Source organism: Pseudomonas sp. I3-I5, from assembly GCF_022699445.1.
In the GTDB taxonomy this organism is placed as follows: Bacteria; Pseudomonadota; Gammaproteobacteria; order Pseudomonadales; family Pseudomonadaceae; genus Aquipseudomonas; species Aquipseudomonas fulva.
The window spans coordinates 4,717,014-4,736,884 of sequence record NZ_CP093940.1; the positions used below are offsets into that span (position 1 = coordinate 4,717,014).

Sequence of the window (19,871 nt, forward strand, 5' to 3'; positions counted from 1 at the left end):
GAAAACTCACACGTAATGGCCAGTGATCTCCCTCCTCTCAATGCGTTGCGCGCCTTCGAGGCAACTGCCCGGCTCAACAGCGTCAGCCAGGCAGCCGAGGCGCTGCACGTCACCCACGGCGCAGTTAGCCGGCAAATCAAAGCGCTCGAAGCGCACCTTGGCGTGGCCCTGTTCGCCAAGGATGGGCGAGGTGTCAAACTCACAGATGCAGGCGCCAGGTTGCGTGACGTCAGTGGTGAGGTCTTTGATCGGCTGCGTGGGGTATGCCGGGAGCTGACCCGCGAAGTGGAGCACGCCCCTTTCGTGCTTGGCTGTTCCGGAAGCTTGCTGGCGCGTTGGTTCATCCCGCGCCTGGGACGGCTGAATGCCGACTTGCCTGAGCTTCGCCTGCATCTTTCTGCCGGTGAGGGTGACCTGGACCCGCGTCGCCCTGGGCTGGATGCGTTGCTGGTCTATGCCGAACCGCCGTGGCCAGCGGACATGCAGGTTCACGTACTGGCGCAGGAACGTATCGGGCCAGTCGTCAGCCCGCACTACGAGGGCACCGGGCGCCTGCGTAAAGCGGCTGTCAGCCAGCTCTTGGAAGAATCCTTGCTGCACACCACCTCGCGCCCGCAAGCCTGGCCTACCTGGGCGTTGGCCAATGACCTCGATGCCCAGGCGATGAAATATGGGCAGTCGTTCGAGCACTTGTATTACTTGTTGGAAGCCGCAGTCGCAGGATTGGGGGTGGCCATCGCACCGGAGCCACTGGTGGCCGATGACTTGCGTGCAGGGCGCCTGATCGCGCCATGGGGCTTTAGCGCAACGCCTGCAGCGTTGGCGCTGTGGGTGCCACGGCGCGCCGCGGATGGGCGCGCCGAGCAGCTGGCGCAGTGGTTACGCGCCGAGTTGGCTGGGCAGAGCGTTTAGTTGCGCTTGCACAGCAGGTAGGCAGCCAGCAGGCCCAGTGCGCCTACTGCCACGCCAGCGGTGGTGTAGGGGTGTTCCTGGGCGTAGTCGCGGGTAGCGATGCTGGTCTTGACCGTGCGGTCTTTGACTTCTTCGTAAGCGTCGCTCAGTAGGCTGCGCGAGTGCTTCAGGGCCGTCTCGGCATTGCTGCGGATAGCCTTGAGGGACTTCTGGGATTCCTCGGAGGCATCGTTCTTGAGGCTTTCCAGGCTCTTCAGGAGGCTCTCGATCTCGGCTTCCATGCTTTCCAGTGATGTTTTACGCAGCGAGTTGCGGGGCATGTTGACTCTCCTTCGCGTTATGGGCTCTAGAGAGTGCGACTATCAAGCGAAGCGAAAGTGCGATCGAACTTTCTGCCGCTGCGCCTGCTCGCAGGTAAACCAGCACTGCGCTGCTAGGCTCAACGTTATCGCCATCCAAGGAGTCAACACATGTCCGATCACCACACGTACAAAATGCTCGAACTGGTAGGTTCTTCCACCACCGGTATCGAAGATGCAATCCAGAATGCCCTGGCCGAAGCCTCCAAAAGCGTGCAGATGATGGAGTGGTTCGAAGTCGTCAGCACCCGCGGCCATATTCGCGACAACAAAGTCGAGCACTTCCAGGTGACCCTGAAGGTCGGCTTCCGTATCACCAACAGCTGATACAGGTCCGGGCTGGATGTGCCTGGCGCGATGGGGTAAGACTTAGACGAGGCGCCTGATGGGCGCCTTTTGCGATTTCATCTGCACAAGGAAAGCAAGTGATGAACAAAGTGGTTCTGGCGTTGGGCCTGATGACCCTGGCGGGCGGCGCGATGGCGGCCGGCAAGCCGTGCGAAGAGCTGAAAGCGGAAATCGCTGCCAAGCTCGATGCCAAGGGCGTGCAAAATTACACGCTGACGGTCGTGGACAAGGGCGATCCCGCTGGCAAGGTGGTGGGCAGTTGTGAAGGCGGTACCAAGGAAATCGTTTACAGCCGCAACTAAAGGGCCACCGAACCCCGTGGGTTGACCACGGGGTTCGGGCATACGGCCGTTTGCTCGGCTGCCGGCCACCCATCAAGAGGCCGGCCTGGCCCAGTTCTCTCCGCGGCGCGCCCTGCTCAACCGCTAGGCTGGCTGCAGGGCCTGAGCCAGCAACTCGTAGGAGCGTATCCGGTCTGCGTGCTCGTACAGGTCGCAGGTAAAGATCAGTTCATCGGCCCCTGTCTGCTCCAGCAACACGTCGACCTTGGCACGGACCTTGTCTGGGCTCCCGATCATCGCCAGCCCCATGAAGCTGCCCACTGCATCGCGCTCATGCGGCAACCACAAGCCATTCATGGTTTCTACCGGGGGCTTCTGCATCAGGCTCTGACCGCGAATCAAGGCCAGGATGCGTTGATAAACCGACGTGGCCAGGTACTCGGCTTTCTCATCGGTCTCGGCCACTACCATGGGGATGCCGAGCATGACGTAGGGCTTGTCCAGCGTGGTAGAGGGCTTGAAGTGGTTGCGGTAGACCCGAATGGCCTCGTGCATGTAGCGCGGCGCAAAATGCGATGCGAAGGCATAGGGCATACCACGCATGCCGGCCAATTGGGCGCTGAACAAGCTAGAGCCCAGCAACCAGATAGGTACTTCGGTGTCGTGTCCCGGTACGGCAATCACCTTCTGATCATCGGTGCGTGGGCCCAGGTAGCGCGACAACTCTTCGACGTCATCCGGGAAATCGTCCGCACTGCCGGCCCGGTCGCGGCGCAGTGCATGGGCGGTCATCTGGTCGGACCCTGGAGCGCGGCCCAGGCCCAAGTCGATACGGCCGGGGTAGAGGCTGGCCAGGGTGCCAAACTGCTCGGCCACAACGAGCGGCGCGTGGTTGGGCAGCATGACGCCCCCGGAACCTACCCTGATACTCGATGTACCGCCTGCGAGGTAACCGATCAGCACTGAGGTGGCCGAGCTGGCGATGCCGTCCATGTTGTGGTGCTCGGCTACCCAGAAACGGTTGTAACCGAAGCGCTCGACATGTTGCGCCAGGTCCAGCGAATTGCGCAGTGATTGCGCGGGCCCCTGGTCGGCGCGCACTGGCACCAGATCAAGGGTGGATATTTTCAGATTTCGCAACTGCGTCATGAAGCCTCCGCAATGATGGTTGGCCTGAGGCCTTTTGACTCTGTATGGGCGCAATCGTTGGATTCAATGTCCCCTGTCGGATTGAGCTGAACTCTCATCAGGCTACCAGCCTCTGAATAGATAGGTACTTAACCAATGACCGGGAGGCATCATGAAGAAGACAGCATCGGCAATCTGGGAAGGTGGTCTCAAGGACGGCAAGGGCCAGATCTCCACTGAAAGCGGCGCGCTCAAGAACAATCCTTATGGGTTCAACACCCGTTTCGAAGATACGCCGGGCACCAACCCGGAAGAACTGATCGGCGCCGCCCACGCTGGGTGCTTCTCGATGGCGCTGTCGATGATGCTGGGCGAAGCCAAGCTGACGCCCGAGCGTATCGACACAGCGGCAGAAGTCACCTTGGACAAGCAAAGCGATGGTTTTGCCATCACCGCAGTGCACTTGGTGCTCCGCGCCAAGGTACCAGGGGCGAGCGAAGAGCAGTTCCAGGAAATCGCCAATAAGGCCAAGCAAGGCTGCCCCGTGTCCAAGGTGCTCAACGCCGACATTACCCTGGATGCCAAGCTGGTAAGCTGATCGCTCCAGCCGTGGGCGGTTTGCGGTAATCTGAAAACCCGGCAGCCTCGCTGCCTTTACTGGAGCCGCCCATGATTCGCATCGCTACAACTTTACTGGTCTCCCTGATGACAACTTCGGCACTGGCAGCAATCAAGCCATGCGAGGAGTTGAAGGCAGAAATCGAGGCCAAGATCCAGGCCCAGGGCGTGCCGTCCTATACCCTTGAAATCGTGCCCAACAGCGAAGTGCAGGACCCTAATATGGTGGTCGGCAGCTGCGATGGCGGTGCCCGCAAGATCATTTATCAGAAGAATGATCAGTAAGCCTGCCAACAGCGGGTCATTAAGAAACCTAAGGAATGCAGAAGACCCTGCTAGGTTCGTTGACGACCACGGTCCTGGCTGAGTCATACAGCAGCACCTGTGGCTCCATCACCGGCGCTCTTGCCTCAAGCCGATAACGCTCCCCTGCCTCGAAGTGATCGTAACGCACCGTCAGGTAGCACGTACGGTCCCTGGGGTCGGTAGAGAACCCGCCCGCGTAGATCTCATAGTCGAAACGTACGATCAGTTCGTGCTTGCCGGGCGTCACCTGAAAATAACGGCCATCGTCCAGGCGCTTGCCATCGAGGCGGTCGGCCATGATGACCCTGCCGGGTGTCATGGTGTATAGGTCTACCCAGGCCTGTTTGGGATCTTTGGGCGGTAGGGGGCTGGCACAAGCTCCCAGTGCACTGAGGGCGATCAGCATCATGGGCTGGCGCATGGCAGGGTTTTCCACTTGCAGTGAATATGTGACAAGCATAGCGCTGTTTTGGATGCTTTACGTCCGTTGGCAGCCTGCCGGTTCGCCCTGGCTGACCAGTTTCTGTTGCTGATCATAGAGCTTGATCCAGGGACGGAAGCCGATGCTGCCAGCCTGCAGCTGGTAACGCTCGCCAGCATCGAAGCCCTTGAAGGCTACCTTGACCTGGCAATCACGCCATAGCGGGGCGTCGACGGGGCCGATGTTGCTGGGCGCCACCGGGAATTGATAGCGCACGGTCAGCTCATGGTTGCCAGGCGGTACCTGGAAGTAACGGTTGTCGTCCCAGTCGCGTGCGTCGACTTTCACCGCGTCCAGGGAGGTCTGCTGGCCTGGTTCAAGGTCGACCCACGCCTGAGAGGGGTCGGGGTCGGGCAATGTCGAACAGGCCGTTGTCAGCAGCAAGGAACCGGTAACCCACAATGCGCGCATGGCGAAACTCCCCTTCGGCACGATAATCTTTAGGCGAATGGGGTTGAGCGAATAAGACGGTAAACGATGCTTGGAATAGTGCTTGCGCAGCGCTCAGACCCTGGGGCACTCGACCGTGTTTTCACCCGGTTTGTTCCGCTACTGGTCGCCGCGCTGCTCAACGGTTGCAGCAGCGCTGGCTACTATGGCCAGCTGGCAGCCGGCCAGTGGGAGCTGCTACAGGCGCGTCGGCCCGTGACGAAGGTGATGGCTGATCCTGCCACGTCTGTGCCATTGCGCGCTCTGCTGGAGTACGCCCAACAAGCGCGAGCGTTCGCCACCCAGCAGCTGAAATTGCCCGACAACCGAAGCTACACGATGTACGCCGACTTGGGCCGCCCCTACGTCGTGTGGAATGTTTTCGCCACCCCCGAGTTGTCGCTTCAGCCAGTCACCCACTGTTTTCCCATTGCCGGGTGCGTGGCTTACCGCGGCTATTATCGTCAGGGCGCAGCACGGGGTGCAGCGGCGTTGATGCGCCAGCAGCACCTTGACGTCTATGTGGGCGGCGTTGAAACCTATTCGACCCTGGGCTGGTTCGATGACCCCATCCTGTCATCGATGATGGGCTGGGGTGAAGAGCGCCTGGCCACACTGATCTTTCACGAGCTGGCTCATCAGCGTGTCTATGTGCAAGACGATACGGCCTTCAACGAGTCATTCGCGTCGTTCGTGGAGCAGCAAGGCACGCGGCAATGGCGGCTCAGCCGTGGGCTGGCGGCCACCGGCGACGACCATGGTCCGCAGCGCGAGCAGTTCATTCGCTTGGTGCTGGCCACGCGGGCACGGCTACAGGCCCTTTATGCGGCGCCCACCGATGATCAAACCAAGCGCTTGGCCAAGCGGGCCGAGTTCGAGCGGTTGCGGCGCGATTACCGTTCGCTGCGCGATGGCCCATGGGGAGGCGACAGGCGTTACGACGCTTGGGTCTATGGGCCGATGAACAATGCGAAATTGCTGCCATTCGGACTGTACGACCAGTGGGTGCCTGCTTTTTCGGTTTTGTTTCGCCAGGTCGAAGGTGACTGGGAACGCTTTTATGAGCGCGTCGGGCAACTGGCTTCATTGCCCCTCGCAGCGCGTACTGCAGCCTTGCAAGGGTTGATGCCAAGGGCTAGGTCGCGCTAGCCGGTTGCCCAGCCCTTCAGCGAGGTTGCCTGTTGAACGCCTCGTGCATCTCGGCCAGGGAGGCGAAATGGAACGCCGGCGCTTCTGCCATCAGTTCCTCGCGGCTTCCGAACCCATACCCTACTGCCACGGCCTGCAAACCGTTGCTACGGGCTCCGATCAGATCATGCTTGCGATCGCCGATCATGAGCGTGTGCGCCGGGTCCAGCCCTTCTTCGTCCAGCAAGTGGCGAATCAGCTCGACCTTGTTGGTTCGCGTACCGTCCAGCTCGCTGCCGTAGATCACTTTGAAATGCTGATCGAAGGCGAAGTGGCGGGCAATTTCGCGTGCGAATTCCCACGGCTTGGAAGTCGCTATGTAGAGCGTGCGGCCTTGGCCATTGAGGGTCTCGAGCAGCTGCGGCACCCCGTCGAACACGAGGTTTTCGTACAGGCCCGTGACGCGAAAACGCTCACGGTAGAAGTTGACCGCCTCCCAGGCCTTGGCTTCGTCGAAACCGTAGAACTGCATGAACGCCTGCAACAACGGCGGGCCGATGAAGTGTTCAAGGCGAGAGAGGTCTGGCTCGTCGATACCCAGTTTCGCCAAGGCGTACTGGATGGAGCGGGTGATACCCAGGCGTGGGTCGGTCAGGGTGCCATCAAGGTCGAACAGAATGTTTTGCTGGTGCATAGGGAAGGTTTCCGCTTGAGTGCTGCGCCGCATGCTGGCGGGCAAGCCGTGCCCGCATGGCTGTGGAAAAACGATCAGTCTGGCTGATCGAAGCCCTCGGCCAGGTGCTGGTCCTTGAGCTTCACATAGTTGCCAGCGCTGTAGGCGAAGAAGGCACGTTCCTGGTCGTTCAACAACCGGACCTGCCTGACTGGGCTGCCCATGTACAGGTAGCCACTGACCAGGCGCTTGCCCGGTGGCACCAGGCTGGCGGCGCCAATGATCACCTCGTCCTCGACGATGGCGCCGTCCATGACGGTACTGCCCATGCCGACCAGGATGCGGTTGCCCAATGTGCAGCCGTGCAGCATGACCTTGTGCCCGATGGTGACTTCGTCACCGATGATCAGCGCAAAGCCATCGGGGTTGAACGGGCTGGCGTGGGTGATGTGCAGCACACTGGCGTCCTGCACACTGGTCCGCGCGCCGATACGGATGCGGTGCATGTCGCCTCGCACGACCACCAATGGCCAGACCGAACTGTCTTCGCCGATCTCCACATCGCCCAGTACCACCGCCGAGCGGTCGACGAAGGCCCGCGCTCCGAGCTTGGGATGGTGTTGCTGGAAGCTTCGAATGGCCATGATAGTGTTCCTCATGTGTGCCGATAGGCTGGCTGCCTGCTGCGGTCGGCGTCGATTGTAATTAAGATGGGGCTGTGTTTCTTCTGCCAAGGTATCCAAACCGTGACTGCGAACAACCCGCTTCTGCAATCCCACGATCTGCCGCCCTTCTCGCAAATCCGTGCAGAGCACGTGCTGCCGGCGATCGAAGCGATCCTGGCCGACAACCGTAAAGCCATTGCCAGGATTCTTGAAGAACAAGGCGCAGCGCCTACATGGGCAGGCCTGGTGCTGGCCATGGACGAACTGAACGACCGCCTCGGTGCCGCCTGGAGCCCGGTGAGCCACCTCAATGCGGTGTGCAATAGCCCAGCGTTGCGTGAAGCCTATGAGGCCTGCCTGCCAGCGCTGAGTGCCTACTCCACGGAGCTTGGGCAGAACCGCGCGCTGTTCGATGCCTACCAGGCACTGGCTGCAAGCCCTGAAGCTGCCTCGTTCGATGTGGCGCAAAAGACCATCCTTGAACATGCATTGCGCGACTTCCGCCTGTCGGGCATCGACCTGCCCGCCGCAGAACAGCAGCGCTACGCTGAGGTGCAGAGCAAACTCAGCGAGCTGGGCAGCCGTTTCTCCAACCAGCTGTTGGATGCCACCCAGGCATGGAGCAAGCACGTCACCGACGAAACCACGCTCGACGGCCTGCCCGACTCGGCCAAGGCCCAGATGGCCGCCGCTGCCGCCGCCAAGGACCTCGAGGGCTGGCTGATCACGCTAGAGTTCCCCAGCTATTACGCGGTGATGACCTACGCCAGCGACCGCGCGCTGCGCGAAGAGCTGTATGCGGCCTACTGTACCCGCGCTTCGGATCAGGGCCCGAACGCGGGGCAGTTCGATAACGGTCCGGTGATGCAGCAGATTCTCGATCTGCGCCAGGAGCTTGCCGAATTACTGGGCTACAAGAACTACGCCGAGCTCAGCCTGGCGACCAAGATGGCCGAGTCCAGCGACCAGGTGTTGAGCTTCCTGCGCGATCTGGCCAAGCGCTCCAAGCCCTTCGCCGCCCGCGACCTGGCCCAGCTCAAGGCCTATGCTGCCGAACAGGGTTGTCCCGAGCTGGCCAGCTGGGATGCCGGCTACTTTGGCGAGAAGCTGCGAGAGCAGCGCTACAGCGTGTCCCAGGAAGCACTGCGCGCCTACTTCCCCATCGACAAGGTGCTAGGCGGCCTGTTCAGCATCGTGCAGCGCCTGTACGGCATCGAGATCAACGAGCTCAAGCAGTTCGATGCCTGGCACCCGGATGTACGCCTGTTCGAGATCAAGGAGAACGGCCAGCATGTGGGGCGTTTCTTCTTCGACCTCTATGCCCGCGCCAACAAGCGTGGCGGTGCCTGGATGGACGGTGCGCGTGACCGTCGCGTAACGGCGCAGGGCAAACTGCAAAGCCCGGTGGCCAACCTGGTGTGCAACTTCACCCCTGCCGCGCCGGGCAAACCTGCCTTGCTGACCCATGACGAGGTCACGACGCTGTTCCATGAGTTCGGCCATGGCTTGCACCACCTGTTGACCCGCATCGACCACGCTGGAGTGTCCGGCATCAACGGCGTGGCATGGGATGCGGTAGAACTGCCCAGCCAGTTCATGGAGAACTGGTGCTGGGAGCCCGAAGGCCTTGCCTTGATCTCCGGCCATTACGAAACTGGCGAGGCGCTGCCGCAGGACCTGCTGGACAAGATGCTGGCTGCGAAGAACTTCCAGTCGGGCATGATGATGGTGCGCCAGCTCGAGTTCTCGCTGTTCGACTTTGAGCTTCACGCCAGCCACGGTGACGGCCGTACGGTACTGCAGGTGCTCGAAGGGGTGCGCGATGAAGTGTCGGTCATGCGCCCACCGGCCTATAACCGCTTCCCCAACAGTTTTGCGCACATCTTCGCGGGCGGTTATGCCGCAGGTTACTACAGCTATAAATGGGCTGAAGTGTTGTCGGCCGATGCCTTCTCGCGGTTCGAGGAAGAAGGCGTTTTCAATGCCGAAACAGGCCGGGCGTTCCGCGAAGCGGTGCTGGCACGCGGCGGCTCGCGTGCGCCGATGGTATTGTTCGTCGACTTCCGCGGTCGCGAGCCGTCCATTGACGCCTTGCTGCGCCACAGCGGTCTGGCCGAAGAATCGGCAGCATGAGCGAGGATGCCGTGAACAAGACCAAGAAGCGCTTCATCGCCGGCGCGGTATGCCCGGCGTGCAGTGAAGCTGACAAGCTGACGATGTGGAACGAAGACGGTGTGCCGCACCGCGAGTGCGTGGCGTGTGGTTTTACCGATACGCTCAATGAGCAGGGCTTGTCGGTACCCAGTGAACTGGGCACGCGGGTCAACCAACAAGCGCCCAAGCCGGCAGCGGCGAAAGTGCAGACCGTGCAGTTCTTTCCCAATCCGAAGCTGAAGAAACCGGCCGATTGACCACCGCACCGCCCGGGTGCAAGGCCCGGGCGGTGGCGGCTGGTGGTAATTAAGAGCGACCTGCACGCTTGCGCAGTCGTCCACGCTTGCATGCTCCCATCATTGAGCAAGGTAACGCGTGATGAGCAACCCGCTTCTGCAAGACGGCAATGTGCCCGTCGACTACCCCTCCATTACAGTCGAAAGCATGCAGGATGCATTCGATCAGGTCCTTGAGCAGTATGCTCAAGGCATCGAGCGCGTGATCAACAGCCAGCCATCGATGCCAACATGGGATGACCTGGTGCTGGCCATGGATGATCTGGACGCCCAGGTGTACGCAGTGCTTTATGGGGTAATGCCCTTTCTGGGCAAAGGGCAGACCTGGAGTGACCCTATCCTGGCGTTTCATATCGCGGCCAGCGCTGCGTTGGACTCAAGGTTTAGCAACGAGCAGCTTCAGTCGCTGTATGAACAGCTGGCGCACAGCGATATCGGCGTTAACCTCGATGATCGCCAGCGGGCAACACTGCGCTGGCACTTGGAAAGGTTTCGCGTGAGTGGCGCTTCCCTGCCCACGAGCGACAAGGCGCGGCTGCTCGACCTGCAACGTCGGATAACCGAGCTTGAAGAGCAGTATCTGATTAATCTCGACCAGCCGGACATGATCGTCGATGACGTCACTCAGCTGCGTGGTCTGTCCCAACGCAGTCTCGATGAGTTGAGCGAGCGAGCAAGGCAGCGTGGCAGTAACGGATGGTCCATACCTTGCGAAAGCTGGGCTGCCGAGCGTGTGCTGGAAGAGGCCGAGCTGGGTGCTCTCCGTGAGCAGGTGTATCAGGCTTTTCATGGACGTGGCGTCAATACCGACCTGTCGCAAGATAATGGTCAAGTGCTGCAGCAACTGGCCCTTCTGCGCCATGAACGAGCGACGCTATTGGCGTTCTCCGATCACATGACCCTGAGCTTGGCGCGTAAAAGTGCTGGTTCGCCAGACCAGGTTCGCGCCTTCCTGCAAAGCTTGGCTGCTGGCATGAAGCCCGTAGTGCTGCAGTGGCGCTCAGACTTTGAGCGTGACGCTCAGGCATTGGGTCTGGAAGACATGCAGCCCTGGGACCTACGCTTTGCCCAAAAGCAACTGCGAGACGCGGCCAAGATAGTGCCAAAGGACGCGCTGCGCGAATTTTTCCCGATGGCTGCCGTCATCGACGCGTTGGTCCAGCTGGCCAAGCGGCTCTTTGACCTGGAGTTGAGGCCCACCCCTGCCCCCGTATGGGCACCCTCGGTACTGGTGTTCGAGGCATTCCAGGACGACGCACGGATTGGCTTGCTCTACCTCGATGCCGTGCAGCACGCCGGTAAGCAGGCAGAGGCGGTGTTCACAACGTATGTGCGTAACCGCCGGATCGACGCGGAAGGGATTTTCCAGCAAGCGGTGGTGATCGTCTTCAGCGATGTGCCCGAAGGTAGTGCAGGTGCGCAGCCACTGTTGGATCACCTCGCGCTGCGCAAGCTGTACCACGAGTTCGGCCATGCCTTGCACCACCTCTTGGTGCGCACGGACAATCAGGTCCAGTCGGGCGTAGTCGAACTCGGTACGGACGGTACGGAGCTCTTCGGCAAGCTGTTCGAACGTTGGGTGTGGAACGCCGCCTATCTCGTCAGCATTTCCTCGCACTATTCGGATGGGCGTCAGATTGACAGGGCGCAGGTCGAGCAGTGCGTCGAGCGCTACAGACGCGAAGCCATCGGCGAAGCCGCGCTTGAGCTGAGCAAGGCCTTGTTCGATGTGGATCTGCACACGAACCCAGCTGACGGGAAAACCCTTCGCCAGCGATTTACTCGATCGCGCGAGCAATGTGGTTACTGGCCTTTGAACGCCCTAGAGCACCCAGCCCACGCCTTCGACCACCTGGTTACCGGCTATGACGCCGGTTATTACGCGTACCTCTGGGCAGATGTATGTGCTGTGGATATCTTCACCCGCTTCGAGCAAACAGGGCTACTTGATCGTGCACTTGGACAGGCGCTGTTCGAGTCATTGATTGCCCCCGGAGCATCGCGCCCATTGCGTGAAGGAGTGATGCAGTTTCTTGGCCGTGAGACAAACCTACACCCCTACCTCCAGTGGCTTCAGGCCGTCGGATGATCGGGCTGGCAATTAGTCGCCAGGCCCTTTACTGTACATGCATACAGTAAAGGGTGTAGCCATGTCATATTCACCTCCGTTGAAGGGCCGCGGCACTGCGCATAACCCGCATAACCGCTTCGGCCCTACCCACTCTTCGCATGAGGACGATGGCTGGTACCAAGATGTACCGGTCACGCAAGGGACCAAAGTGCGGATCGAGACGGCCAAGACGGTTATCAGCCGCAATACCTCACCCGATCTGCCCTTCGACCGGTCGATAAACCCTTATCGCGGTTGCGAGCACGGGTGCATCTACTGCTATGCACGCCCTTCGCACGCCTATTGGGATTTGTCGCCTGGTCTGGATTTCGAAACCAAGCTGATTGCCAAGACCAATGCAGCCGATGTGCTGGCGCAACAGCTGAGCAAACCTGGGTACGTGTGTGCGCCAATCAACCTGGGGGCGAACACCGACCCTTATCAGCCCATAGAGCGCGAATACATGCTGACCCGGCGTTTGCTGGAGGTGCTGCTGAAGTTTCGCCACCCAGTGACCATCGTTACCAAGGGCGCCTTGGTTCTGCGTGACCTTGACCTGTTGACTGAAATGGCCAGCTTGCGGCTCGTGCGCGTGATGATCAGCCATACCACCCTTGATGCCGGCCTCAAGCGCATTCTGGAGCCCCGTGCCGCTTCGCCTGCTGCACGCTTGCGGGCCATACGCCTGCTGCGCGATGCCGGCGTACCCGTAGGCGTCCTGTGCTCGCCGATCATTCCCATGATCAACGACTGTGAACTGGAGCAGTTGCTGGAGTCGGCGCAAGAGGCTGGGGCGCAAAGCGCAGCCTACATGATGCTTCGCTTACCGCTTGAGGTGGCCCCTCTGTTTGAGCAGTGGTTGCACGATCACTACCCGCAGCGTGCAGCCCATGTAATCAGCCTTATTCGGCAAAGCCGGGGTGGAGCGCTTTATGACAGCCGTTTCGGTGCTCGTATGCAGGGCGAGGGTATTTTTGCGCAGTTGTTGGCGCAGCGTTTTGACAGGGCTGTACGCAAGCTGAACCTGGAGGGCCGTGAATCTCTGCAACTTGATTGCTCATTGTTCAGCCCACCCGGCAGACAACTTCAATTGCTTTGAACCAATTAACGTAGATGCTGTCTGGCTTGCTCGTTGATATCTAAGTGCCATCATCGTATGGCTGTCTTATATCAACTCACAGCCAACAAAAGCGATGTTTGCGCAGGAGGCAATTGTGAACTGGGCCACAAAAAAATGTTTTGGCTAATTGTGAATTGCCTCTCATTTTTTGTGAAAGGCGATCAGTCAGCGGTAGTGGCGTTTAGCTGCCAGCATTACTGGCGCTCATGGTAGAGACCAGCTACGGCGCGGGTTTCAGAGGCACGCGTGCGGTCAATTCGAAGAACGCTCGTACCAATTTTGTAGGAAAAGACTTACATGGCTGTAAGAGATTTACCATTTCGTTAGCAATTGTTGCTCCGGTAACCTCCGCGCCATTGTGGATCGCCTCTCGTAACTTGAAAGCATCTGGTCAGCCCAGGTGGATATTTCGAGCGAGGCGCGTTTTGCCCTCATCAGTAGTTGAAGATCTGTAACACACGCTCGGTGGAATACCTTGCGATTGGGTCAGCGTTTAATTCATGGACGAATAGTGTGGATATTGCAGAAACTGTCAGCCTGAAAGATCGCGCCAAGAAAAAACTTGAACGCGATGCCGGCCCGCTGATTATCGACGCGCTCAACCATCCGCAGACCGTCGAGTTGATGTGTAACGGCGACGGTAAGCTGTGGCTCGAACAATTGGGCCAACCGATGAGGCACATTGGCGACCTGCGCCCGGCGCAGGCCGAGTCCATCATCAAGACCGTGGCCGGCTTCCATGGCAAGGAAGTGACCCGCAGCAAACCGCTGCTCGAAGGCGAATGGCCCCTCGATGGGTCGCGCTTCGCGGGCCAGCTTCCGCCAGTGGTGCGCGCCGCCACGTTTGCGATCCGAAAAAAAGCGGTCGCCATCTACACCCTGGACCAGTATGTGGAGTCGGCGATCATGACGCCGGCCCAGTGCGATGCCATCAAGCGGGCCATCCGCGATCACCGCAATATCCTCGTTATCGGCGGTACGGGTACCGGCAAGACCACCCTGGTCAACGCAGTCATCAACGAGATGGTCATCGAGTTCCCCAGTGAGCGGGTATTCATCATCGAGGACACCGGTGAGATTCAGTGCGCTGCCAAGAACTTCGTGCAGTACCACACCACCGTCGACGTAAGCATGACCCACCTGCTCAAGACCTCCTTGCGCATGCGGCCTGACCGCATCTTGGTCGGTGAGGTGCGTGGCGAAGAGGCACTCGACCTGATCGACGCCTGGAACACTGGTCACCCTGGCGGTGCTGCGACCCTGCATGCCAACAGCGCCAGTGAAGGGCTGACCCGTCTTAAATCCCTGGTTTCTCGCAACAAGTCGGCCCCGGCCGACATCGAGCCGCTGATTGGCGAAGCGGTTCACGTCGTCATCTCCATCGCCAGAACCCCAGAAGGCCGCCGCATCCAGGAAATCCTCGAGGTTTCCGGGTACGAAAACGGCCGTTACATCATGCGCAACCTCTAGGAAAACATCGCACATGCAAGCCAACATTTCTCTGTCCCGCATCAATGCCCAAACGTTTGGCTACCTGGCGCTCTGCCTGTTGATGCTCTACGTAATGGTCACCCCGGAAAATGCATTCGCCTCTACTGCCGGTAGCGGCAGCTTGCCCTACGAGAGCTGGTTGGAGTCTCTGCAGAAATCGGTGACTGGCCCAGTCGCCTTTGCCCTGTCGCTGATCGGCATCGTGGTCGCAGGCGGCGTGCTGATCTTCGGTGGCGACCTCAACGGCTTCTTCCGCACGCTGATCTTCCTGGTGCTGGTTATGGCACTGATCGTGGGCGCCAACAACATCATGCAGAAATTCTTCGGCACCTCGGCTGAACTGGCCCAATCGGTACCGATGATGACTGCCCACTCGGTACAAGGGCAGGTCTGAACCATGGCGCTGCGCACCATCCCTATTCGCCGTGCGGGAAACCGCGACAATCTGTTCATGGGTGGCGACCGCGAGCTGGTGATGTTCTCCGGCCTGCTGGCATTCGCCCTGATCTTCAGCGCCCAGGAATTGCGCGCCACGGTAGTCGGGCTGGTGCTGTGGTTTGCCGCACTTTTCATTCTGCGGGTCATGGCCAAGGCCGACCCGAAGATGCGCCCGGTGTACCTGCGTCATCGACGCTACAAGTCTTACTACCCGGCGCGTAGTACCCCGTACAGGGACAACCCGCCAAGTCAGGGAAATCAATACAAATGATCGAAGGTATTGCGTATGCCATCGCAGCCCTCGGTGCGTTGCTGGTCCTGCTGCTGGTCCAGCGTCTCCTGCAGGTCGATGCCGAGCTCAAGCTCAAAAAGCACCGCTCCAAAGATGCGGGCCTCTCAGATCTGCTGAACCATGCGGCGCTGGTCGACGACGGTGTGATCGTCGGCAAGAACGGCGCATTCATGGCTGCGTGGTTGTATCGAGGTGACGATAACGCCAGCAGCACCGACGCCCAGCGCGAGTTGGTATCGCTGCGTATCAACCAGGCCTTGGTTGGGTTGGGCAGTGGGTGGATGATCCACGTCGATGCCGTGCGGCGTCCTGCGGTCAATTATTCCAGCAAGGGTTTCTCGCATTTCCCGGATCGGCTCACCGAAGCGATGGACGAAGAGCGACGCAGCTTCTTCGAGTCATTGGGATCGTTGTATGAAGGTTATTTCGTCCTGACGCTGACTTACTTCCCGCCCATGCTGGCGCAGCAGAAGTTCGTCGAGCTGATGTTCGACGATGACACACCGCCGCCAGACCACAAGGCGCGCACGCGTAACCTTATCGAGCAATTCAAGCGCGATTGCACCAGTGTCGAGGGCAGCCTGTCGTCGGTGCTCAAGATGACACGTTTGAAGGCCAATACGCTGGTGACAGAGGAAGGCGCACAGATCACCCATGAGGATCTGCTCAGCTGGGTCCAGTTCTGCGTGACCGGTATAAGCCAACCCGTACAGTTACCAAGCAACCCCATGTACCTGGATGCCATTCTTGGCGGCAAGGAACTGTGGGGGGGCGTGGTACCGAAGATCGGCCGCAACTTCATTCAGGTGGTGGCGATAGAAGGTTTTCCGCTGGAGTCTGCGCCCGGCATCCTGGCCGCGCTTGCCGAGCTGCCCTGCGAATACCGGTGGTCCAGTCGCTTCATATTCATGGATACCCATGAGGCCGTGCGACACCTGGATAAATACCGCAAGAAATGGAAGCAGAAGGTTCGTGGCTTTTTCGATCAAGTCTTCAACACCAACAGCGGCAATATCGACCAGGACGCGCTCTCGATGGTGCAGGATGCGGCTGACGCGATCGCCGAGGTCAACAGTGGCTTGATCGCTCAGGGCTATTACACCAGCGTCGTCGTCTTGATGGATGAGGACCGCCAGCAACTTGAAGAAGCCGCCCGTGGTGTGGAGAAGGCCATCGAGCGGCTTGGCTTTGCCGCTCGTATCGAGACCATCAATACGCTGGACGCGTATCTGGGAAGCCTGCCGGGCCATGGCGTTGAAAACGTCCGTCGCCCGTTGATGAATACGCTGAACCTGGCTGACATGCTGCCCACCAGCAGCATCTGGACAGGCAGCGCCGAAGCCCCCTGCCCACTCTACCCGCCGCTTTCGCCGGCGCTGATGCACTGTGTAACCAGCGGTGCCACGCCGTTCCGTCTGAATCTGCACGTGCGCGATCTGGGTCACACATTCATGTTCGGCCCCACGGGTGCGGGTAAGTCCACGCACCTGGCGCTGATCGCTGCACAACTGCGCCGCTACCAGGGCATGTCGATTTTCGCCTTCGACAAAGGCATGTCCATGTACCCCCTCGCAGCAGGTATCCGGGCAGAAAGTGCCGGGAGCTCCGGGCTTCACTTCACCGTAGCGGCCGACGACGAGCGTCTTGCCTTCTGCCCGCTGCAGTTCCTGGAAACCAAGGGTGACCGCGCGTGGGCGATGGAATGGCTCGATACCATCCTGGCGCTGAACGGCCTTGAGACCACCGCTGCACAGCGTAACGAAATTGGCCATGCGGTGATGAGCATGTACCGCGACGGTTCGCGCACCCTTTCCGAGTTCTGCCTGGTGGTGCAGGACGAGAACGTGCGTGAAACCCTGCGCCAGTACACCGTCGACGGAACCATGGGGCACCTGCTCGATGCCGATGAGGATGGTTTGACACTGTCCGACTTCACCGTCTTCGAGATCGAAGAACTGATGAACCTGGGCGACAAGTACGCCTTGCCAGTGCTGCTTTATCTGTTCCGCCGTATCGAACGCGCGCTCAAGGGGCAGCCGGCGGTGATCATTCTCGACGAAGCCTGGCTGATGCTTGGCCACCCCGCTTTCCGCGAGAAAATCCGTGAGTGGCTCAAAGTGTTGCGTAAGGCCAACTGCCTGGTACTGATGGCTACCCAGAGCCTGTCGGATGCCGCCAACTCCGGCATTCTCGATGTCATCGTCGAGTCGACGGCCACCAAGATCTTCCTGCCTAACGTCTATGCACGTGATGAAGACACTTCATTGCTGTACCGGCGCATGGGCTTGAACGCCCGGCAGATCGAAATCCTCGCCACCGCCGTACCCAAGCGTCAGTACTACTACGTCTCGGAAAACGGCCGCCGGTTATATGACCTTGCCCTGGGTCCGCTCGCCCTGGCGTTCGTCGGCGCCTCCGACAAAGAGTCGGTGGCCGCCATCAAGCGACTGGAAGCCAAGTATGGCAACGGTTGGGTGGACGAATGGCTGGCCGCCCGTGGCCTCAGACTGAATGATTATGGAGTGGCCGCATGAGCTTCGCTGAACGCATGAAAGCGATGGTGCGCAAACGCCCCGCTGAATCTGTCGATACCGTTACCGGCGCCCCGTCGCCGCAAGGCGCAGTACTCGACAACCCCTACCTGACGGCCCGCCGTACCTGGAATGACCATGTCGGCAGCGTCGTGACCTCGCGCCTGATGTGGCAGGTGGTTGCGATCCTTTCGATGATGATCGCCCTGGCCTGTGTGGGCGGGCTGATTCATATCGGCAGCCAGTCCAAGTTCGTGCCCTACGTGGTTGAAGTGGACAAGCTTGGGCAGCCATTGGCGGTAGCGCCGGCGCAGGTGGCGCAGCCAGTCGATCAACGCGTTGTGAAATCGCAAATCGCCAGCTTCATTGCCGATGCCCGCACCGTCACGCCGGACGTGGCGCTGTTGCGCAAATCGATCTTCCGCATTTATGCGCTGCTCAGCCAGAACGATCCGGCTACGCAGAAAATGAACGAATGGCTCAACGGCACCAAGGACTCGAGCCCGTTCGTGCGCGCTGCAGAGGAAACCGTCAGCGTCGACATCCGTTCGGTCATGCAGCAGACCCCGGAGACATGGCAGGTGGACTGGGAAGAAGTCACTCGTGATCGGCAAGGCTTGGTCAAGAGCAAAGTCAACTGGCGTGCCCTGGTAACCACCTATACCGCCGAACCCACTACTCAAACCAGCGAAGAGCAACTGCGGATGAACCCGATCGGGACCTATGTGCGCGACTTCTCCTGGTCTAAGCAACTCTGAAGGACCGACCATGAACCGTTATCTTTGCGCTTTGCTCGCCGCCGCACTGCCTGCGTTCGTTCAGGCCGCGCCCGGCACCAGTCAGGCCGACCTGTACTTCTCGGACGCCAACCCCACCTTGACCCCGCAGGAAAAGGCCGCCCTGGCCATTTCCCAGCGTTGGCAGCAGGCCAGTGCCACTGGCATCAAGCCGGTCGATGGCGGCGATGGTACTGCCCGCTTCATCTTCGGTGCCCAGCAGCCGAGCATCGTCTGCGCCGTGTTGCAGGTGTGCGACATCGCCCTGCAAGCCGGTGAGCAGGTCAACTCGATCAACCTGGGTGACACTGCACGCTGGACCGTCGAGCCGGCCATCACCGGTGTGGGCCCGAGCGAAGTACAACACCTGATCATCAAGCCCATGGACGTGGGGCTGGAGACGTCGCTGGTGGTCACCACCAACCGCCGCACCTACCACTTCAAGCTCCGCTCGCACCGCACCCAGTACATGCCGCAGGTGGCCTTCACCTATCCGGAAGAAGCGCTGGCGAAGTGGAACATGATCAAGCAGCGCGAAACCACCGAGCGCAAGCGCGCGACCATCCCCGAAACCGGCGAATACCTGGGTAACCTGAGCTTCGACTACACCGTCGAAGGCGACACTGCCTGGAAACCCGTGCGGGTTTATAACGATGGCAGCAAGACCATCATCCAGATGCCGCAAACCGTAGCCCAAACCGAGGCCCCGTCGCTGATGGTGGTGCGCAAGGACGGCGGCTGGTTCCGGGATGATGAGACCGTGATGGTCAACTACCGCATCCAGGGCGACCGTTACATTGTTGACACCGTGTTCGACAAAGCCATCCTGATTGCCGGCGTGGGCAAGTCCCAGGACCGTGTCACCATCCAGCGGGGTAAATGAGCATGCGCGCTTGTCTAGCACTGTTCGCCACCCTGTGGCTGGCCGCCTGTGCCAACGGGCCTTATGGCAACTTCGCCGAGCGCACATCGCCTGCGGTCAACCAGCAGCTGGCGCAGGCCACCGTTCGCCAGTTGGCGGTGGTGCACCCGCCTGCCAGCACCCGCTTGCGGTTTGCTCAGGAAACCCGTGATGGCTTCGGTACTGCCCTGTTGAGCACTCTGCGCGCCTCGGGCTATTCCGTGCAGGAGTTCGACCCCAAGGCGCAGCCAGCGCCTGCTGCGCGCGGCGTGGTACCTGCGCTGCCGCTGAACTACGTGGTCGACACCCCCAAAGACACCCAGCTACTGCGGGTGATCCTGCGGGTCGGCCCTGAAACCCTGAGCCGTGCCTATGGCGTACAGAACGATCGCCTGCTGGCTGCTGGCGTCTGGGTTCGCAAGGAGTGACATGGG

Annotated in this window: 23 protein-coding genes; 17 read left to right on the forward strand and 6 right to left on the reverse strand. The window is 60.2% G+C overall.

Annotated features, from left to right (window positions below; genetic code table 11):
• Positions 1 to 15: 15 nt before the first annotated feature.
• On the forward strand, positions 16 to 912 hold the full coding sequence (locus tag MOP87_RS21210; RefSeq protein WP_236166837.1) for a LysR family transcriptional regulator: 897 nt from the start codon (positions 16 to 18) through the stop codon (positions 910 to 912).
• Here the strand turns inward: MOP87_RS21210 and MOP87_RS21215 are convergent.
• Positions 909 to 1,232 carry a DUF883 family protein gene (locus MOP87_RS21215; protein ID WP_023532474.1) on the reverse strand — a complete coding sequence of 108 codons (324 nt, stop codon included), beginning with the start codon at positions 1,230 to 1,232 and terminating at the stop codon, positions 909 to 911. The two genes, MOP87_RS21210 and MOP87_RS21215, sit on opposite strands and share 4 nt — an antisense overlap.
• Positions 1,233 to 1,382: 150 nt before the next feature.
• Between MOP87_RS21215 and MOP87_RS21220 the strand changes: the two genes are divergently transcribed.
• Both MOP87_RS21220 and MOP87_RS21225 read left to right on the forward strand, forming a co-directional pair.
• Positions 1,383 to 1,598, forward strand: a complete 216-nt coding sequence (locus MOP87_RS21220; protein ID WP_023532741.1) for a dodecin — start codon at positions 1,383 to 1,385, stop codon at positions 1,596 to 1,598.
• Positions 1,599 to 1,699: 101 nt separating this feature from the next.
• Positions 1,700 to 1,921, forward strand: a complete 222-nt coding sequence (locus tag MOP87_RS21225) for a DUF1161 domain-containing protein (protein WP_023532365.1) — start codon at positions 1,700 to 1,702, stop codon at positions 1,919 to 1,921.
• 123 nt (positions 1,922 to 2,044) lie between these two features.
• Here the strand turns inward: MOP87_RS21225 and MOP87_RS21230 are convergent, their stop codons facing one another.
• Positions 2,045 to 3,049: an LLM class flavin-dependent oxidoreductase gene (locus MOP87_RS21230; RefSeq protein ID WP_242809965.1), complete on the reverse strand. Its 1,005-nt coding sequence runs from the start codon at positions 3,047 to 3,049 to the stop codon at positions 2,045 to 2,047.
• 151 nt (positions 3,050 to 3,200) lie between these two features.
• On the opposite strand from MOP87_RS21230, the gene MOP87_RS21235 reads away from it, so the two are divergent.
• Both MOP87_RS21235 and MOP87_RS21240 read left to right on the forward strand, forming a co-directional pair.
• Complete coding sequence (locus tag MOP87_RS21235; RefSeq protein ID WP_027913272.1) at positions 3,201 to 3,626, forward strand: OsmC family protein; 426 nt, start codon at positions 3,201 to 3,203, stop codon at positions 3,624 to 3,626.
• A gap of 71 nt (positions 3,627 to 3,697) precedes the next feature.
• A complete protein-coding gene (locus tag MOP87_RS21240; RefSeq protein ID WP_027913271.1) occupies positions 3,698 to 3,931 on the forward strand; it encodes a DUF1161 domain-containing protein in 234 nt (77 codons plus the stop codon).
• Positions 3,932 to 3,959: 28 nt separating this feature from the next.
• On the opposite strand, the gene MOP87_RS21245 is transcribed toward MOP87_RS21240, so the two are convergent.
• Both MOP87_RS21245 and MOP87_RS21250 read right to left on the reverse strand, forming a co-directional pair.
• Positions 3,960 to 4,373 (reverse strand): hypothetical protein, encoded by a 414-nt coding sequence (locus tag MOP87_RS21245; RefSeq protein WP_023532343.1) that lies wholly within the window; start codon positions 4,371 to 4,373, stop codon positions 3,960 to 3,962.
• A gap of 57 nt (positions 4,374 to 4,430) precedes the next feature.
• Positions 4,431 to 4,844 carry a hypothetical protein gene (locus tag MOP87_RS21250; RefSeq protein ID WP_027913270.1) on the reverse strand — a complete coding sequence of 138 codons (414 nt, stop codon included), beginning with the start codon at positions 4,842 to 4,844 and terminating at the stop codon, positions 4,431 to 4,433.
• Positions 4,845 to 4,910: 66 nt separating this feature from the next.
• Here MOP87_RS21250 and MOP87_RS21255 point away from each other — a divergent pair, with 66 nt between their 5' ends.
• Positions 4,911 to 6,011 carry an aminopeptidase gene (locus tag MOP87_RS21255; RefSeq protein WP_242809966.1) on the forward strand — a complete coding sequence of 367 codons (1,101 nt, stop codon included), beginning with the start codon at positions 4,911 to 4,913 and terminating at the stop codon, positions 6,009 to 6,011.
• Between the two features lie 16 nt (positions 6,012 to 6,027).
• On the opposite strand, the gene MOP87_RS21260 is transcribed toward MOP87_RS21255, so the two are convergent.
• On the reverse strand, positions 6,028 to 6,684 hold the full coding sequence (locus tag MOP87_RS21260; protein WP_049695250.1) for an HAD family hydrolase: 657 nt from the start codon (positions 6,682 to 6,684) through the stop codon (positions 6,028 to 6,030).
• Between the two features lie 74 nt (positions 6,685 to 6,758).
• Positions 6,759 to 7,307 carry a gamma carbonic anhydrase family protein gene (locus MOP87_RS21265; protein WP_023532446.1) on the reverse strand — a complete coding sequence of 183 codons (549 nt, stop codon included), beginning with the start codon at positions 7,305 to 7,307 and terminating at the stop codon, positions 6,759 to 6,761.
• Between the two features lie 66 nt (positions 7,308 to 7,373).
• On the opposite strand from MOP87_RS21265, the gene prlC reads away from it, so the two are divergent.
• The 11 genes from prlC to MOP87_RS21320 all read left to right on the forward strand — a co-directional run bounded on the left by prlC (position 7,374) and on the right by MOP87_RS21320 (position 19,865).
• Positions 7,374 to 9,461 carry an oligopeptidase A gene (prlC, locus tag MOP87_RS21270; protein ID WP_028687752.1) on the forward strand — a complete coding sequence of 696 codons (2,088 nt, stop codon included), beginning with the start codon at positions 7,374 to 7,376 and terminating at the stop codon, positions 9,459 to 9,461.
• Positions 9,458 to 9,739, forward strand: a complete 282-nt coding sequence (locus tag MOP87_RS21275) for a YheV family putative zinc ribbon protein (protein WP_027913266.1) — start codon at positions 9,458 to 9,460, stop codon at positions 9,737 to 9,739. Before prlC ends, MOP87_RS21275 begins: the two co-directional genes overlap by 4 nt.
• A 121-nt stretch (positions 9,740 to 9,860) precedes the next feature.
• Positions 9,861 to 11,867, forward strand: coding sequence for a M3 family metallopeptidase (locus tag MOP87_RS21280; protein ID WP_145278705.1), 2,007 nt, complete (start codon positions 9,861 to 9,863; stop codon positions 11,865 to 11,867).
• 61 nt (positions 11,868 to 11,928) lie between these two features.
• A complete protein-coding gene (locus tag MOP87_RS21285; RefSeq protein WP_145278702.1) occupies positions 11,929 to 12,987 on the forward strand; it encodes a PA0069 family radical SAM protein in 1,059 nt (352 codons plus the stop codon).
• Between the two features lie 540 nt (positions 12,988 to 13,527).
• Positions 13,528 to 14,478: a P-type conjugative transfer ATPase TrbB gene (trbB, locus tag MOP87_RS21290; RefSeq protein WP_305955236.1), complete on the forward strand. Its 951-nt coding sequence runs from the start codon at positions 13,528 to 13,530 to the stop codon at positions 14,476 to 14,478.
• A 13-nt stretch (positions 14,479 to 14,491) separates the two neighbouring features.
• The gene (locus MOP87_RS21295) at positions 14,492 to 14,893 is read left to right on the forward strand and encodes a TrbC/VirB2 family protein (protein WP_050587287.1); all 402 of its coding nucleotides are present in this window, start codon (positions 14,492 to 14,494) and stop codon (positions 14,891 to 14,893) included.
• A 3-nt stretch (positions 14,894 to 14,896) separates the two neighbouring features.
• Entirely contained in the window at positions 14,897 to 15,208 is a 312-nt protein-coding gene (locus MOP87_RS21300) for a conjugal transfer protein TrbD (protein ID WP_023532470.1), read from the forward strand.
• Positions 15,205 to 17,763, forward strand: a complete 2,559-nt coding sequence (locus MOP87_RS21305; RefSeq protein ID WP_027913263.1) for a VirB4 family type IV secretion/conjugal transfer ATPase — start codon at positions 15,205 to 15,207, stop codon at positions 17,761 to 17,763. Before MOP87_RS21300 ends, MOP87_RS21305 begins: the two co-directional genes overlap by 4 nt.
• Complete coding sequence (locus MOP87_RS21310) at positions 17,760 to 18,518, forward strand: VirB8/TrbF family protein (RefSeq protein WP_027913262.1); 759 nt, start codon at positions 17,760 to 17,762, stop codon at positions 18,516 to 18,518. The genes MOP87_RS21305 and MOP87_RS21310 overlap by 4 nt, the downstream gene beginning before the upstream one ends.
• A 10-nt stretch (positions 18,519 to 18,528) precedes the next feature.
• A complete protein-coding gene (gene trbG, locus MOP87_RS21315; RefSeq protein WP_023532808.1) occupies positions 18,529 to 19,419 on the forward strand; it encodes a P-type conjugative transfer protein TrbG in 891 nt (296 codons plus the stop codon).
• Between the two features lie 2 nt (positions 19,420 to 19,421).
• Positions 19,422 to 19,865, forward strand: a complete 444-nt coding sequence (locus MOP87_RS21320; protein WP_081728179.1) for a hypothetical protein — start codon at positions 19,422 to 19,424, stop codon at positions 19,863 to 19,865.
• Positions 19,866 to 19,871: the final 6 nt, after the last annotated feature.

What these genes read in the sequence shown, in the direction of transcription:
- prlC (WP_028687752.1), top strand. Translation starts at nt 7,374, where the DNA reads ATGGGGCTGTGTTTCTTCTGCCAAGGTATCCAAACCGTGACTGCGAAC.
- MOP87_RS21255 (WP_242809966.1), top strand. Translation starts at nt 4,911, where the DNA reads ATGCTTGGAATAGTGCTTGCGCAGCGCTCAGACCCTGGGGCACTCGAC.
- MOP87_RS21280 (WP_145278705.1), top strand. Translation starts at nt 9,861, where the DNA reads ATGAGCAACCCGCTTCTGCAAGACGGCAATGTGCCCGTCGACTACCCC.
- MOP87_RS21230 (WP_242809965.1), bottom strand. Translation starts at nt 3,049, where the DNA reads ATGACGCAGTTGCGAAATCTGAAAATATCCACCCTTGATCTGGTGCCA.
- MOP87_RS21225 (WP_023532365.1), top strand. Translation starts at nt 1,700, where the DNA reads ATGAACAAAGTGGTTCTGGCGTTGGGCCTGATGACCCTGGCGGGCGGC.
- MOP87_RS21260 (WP_049695250.1), bottom strand. Translation starts at nt 6,684, where the DNA reads ATGCACCAGCAAAACATTCTGTTCGACCTTGATGGCACCCTGACCGAC.
- MOP87_RS21275 (WP_027913266.1), top strand. Translation starts at nt 9,458, where the DNA reads ATGAGCGAGGATGCCGTGAACAAGACCAAGAAGCGCTTCATCGCCGGC.
- MOP87_RS21300 (WP_023532470.1), top strand. Translation starts at nt 14,897, where the DNA reads ATGGCGCTGCGCACCATCCCTATTCGCCGTGCGGGAAACCGCGACAAT.
- MOP87_RS21235 (WP_027913272.1), top strand. Translation starts at nt 3,201, where the DNA reads ATGAAGAAGACAGCATCGGCAATCTGGGAAGGTGGTCTCAAGGACGGC.
- MOP87_RS21210 (WP_236166837.1), top strand. Translation starts at nt 16, where the DNA reads ATGGCCAGTGATCTCCCTCCTCTCAATGCGTTGCGCGCCTTCGAGGCA.
- MOP87_RS21245 (WP_023532343.1), bottom strand. Translation starts at nt 4,373, where the DNA reads ATGCGCCAGCCCATGATGCTGATCGCCCTCAGTGCACTGGGAGCTTGT.
- MOP87_RS21250 (WP_027913270.1), bottom strand. Translation starts at nt 4,844, where the DNA reads ATGCGCGCATTGTGGGTTACCGGTTCCTTGCTGCTGACAACGGCCTGT.
- trbG (WP_023532808.1), top strand. Translation starts at nt 18,529, where the DNA reads ATGAACCGTTATCTTTGCGCTTTGCTCGCCGCCGCACTGCCTGCGTTC.
- MOP87_RS21310 (WP_027913262.1), top strand. Translation starts at nt 17,760, where the DNA reads ATGAGCTTCGCTGAACGCATGAAAGCGATGGTGCGCAAACGCCCCGCT.
- MOP87_RS21240 (WP_027913271.1), top strand. Translation starts at nt 3,698, where the DNA reads ATGATTCGCATCGCTACAACTTTACTGGTCTCCCTGATGACAACTTCG.
- MOP87_RS21305 (WP_027913263.1), top strand. Translation starts at nt 15,205, where the DNA reads ATGATCGAAGGTATTGCGTATGCCATCGCAGCCCTCGGTGCGTTGCTG.
- MOP87_RS21265 (WP_023532446.1), bottom strand. Translation starts at nt 7,307, where the DNA reads ATGGCCATTCGAAGCTTCCAGCAACACCATCCCAAGCTCGGAGCGCGG.
- MOP87_RS21320 (WP_081728179.1), top strand. Translation starts at nt 19,422, where the DNA reads ATGCGCGCTTGTCTAGCACTGTTCGCCACCCTGTGGCTGGCCGCCTGT.
- MOP87_RS21295 (WP_050587287.1), top strand. Translation starts at nt 14,492, where the DNA reads ATGCAAGCCAACATTTCTCTGTCCCGCATCAATGCCCAAACGTTTGGC.
- MOP87_RS21215 (WP_023532474.1), bottom strand. Translation starts at nt 1,232, where the DNA reads ATGCCCCGCAACTCGCTGCGTAAAACATCACTGGAAAGCATGGAAGCC.
- MOP87_RS21285 (WP_145278702.1), top strand. Translation starts at nt 11,929, where the DNA reads ATGTCATATTCACCTCCGTTGAAGGGCCGCGGCACTGCGCATAACCCG.
- MOP87_RS21220 (WP_023532741.1), top strand. Translation starts at nt 1,383, where the DNA reads ATGTCCGATCACCACACGTACAAAATGCTCGAACTGGTAGGTTCTTCC.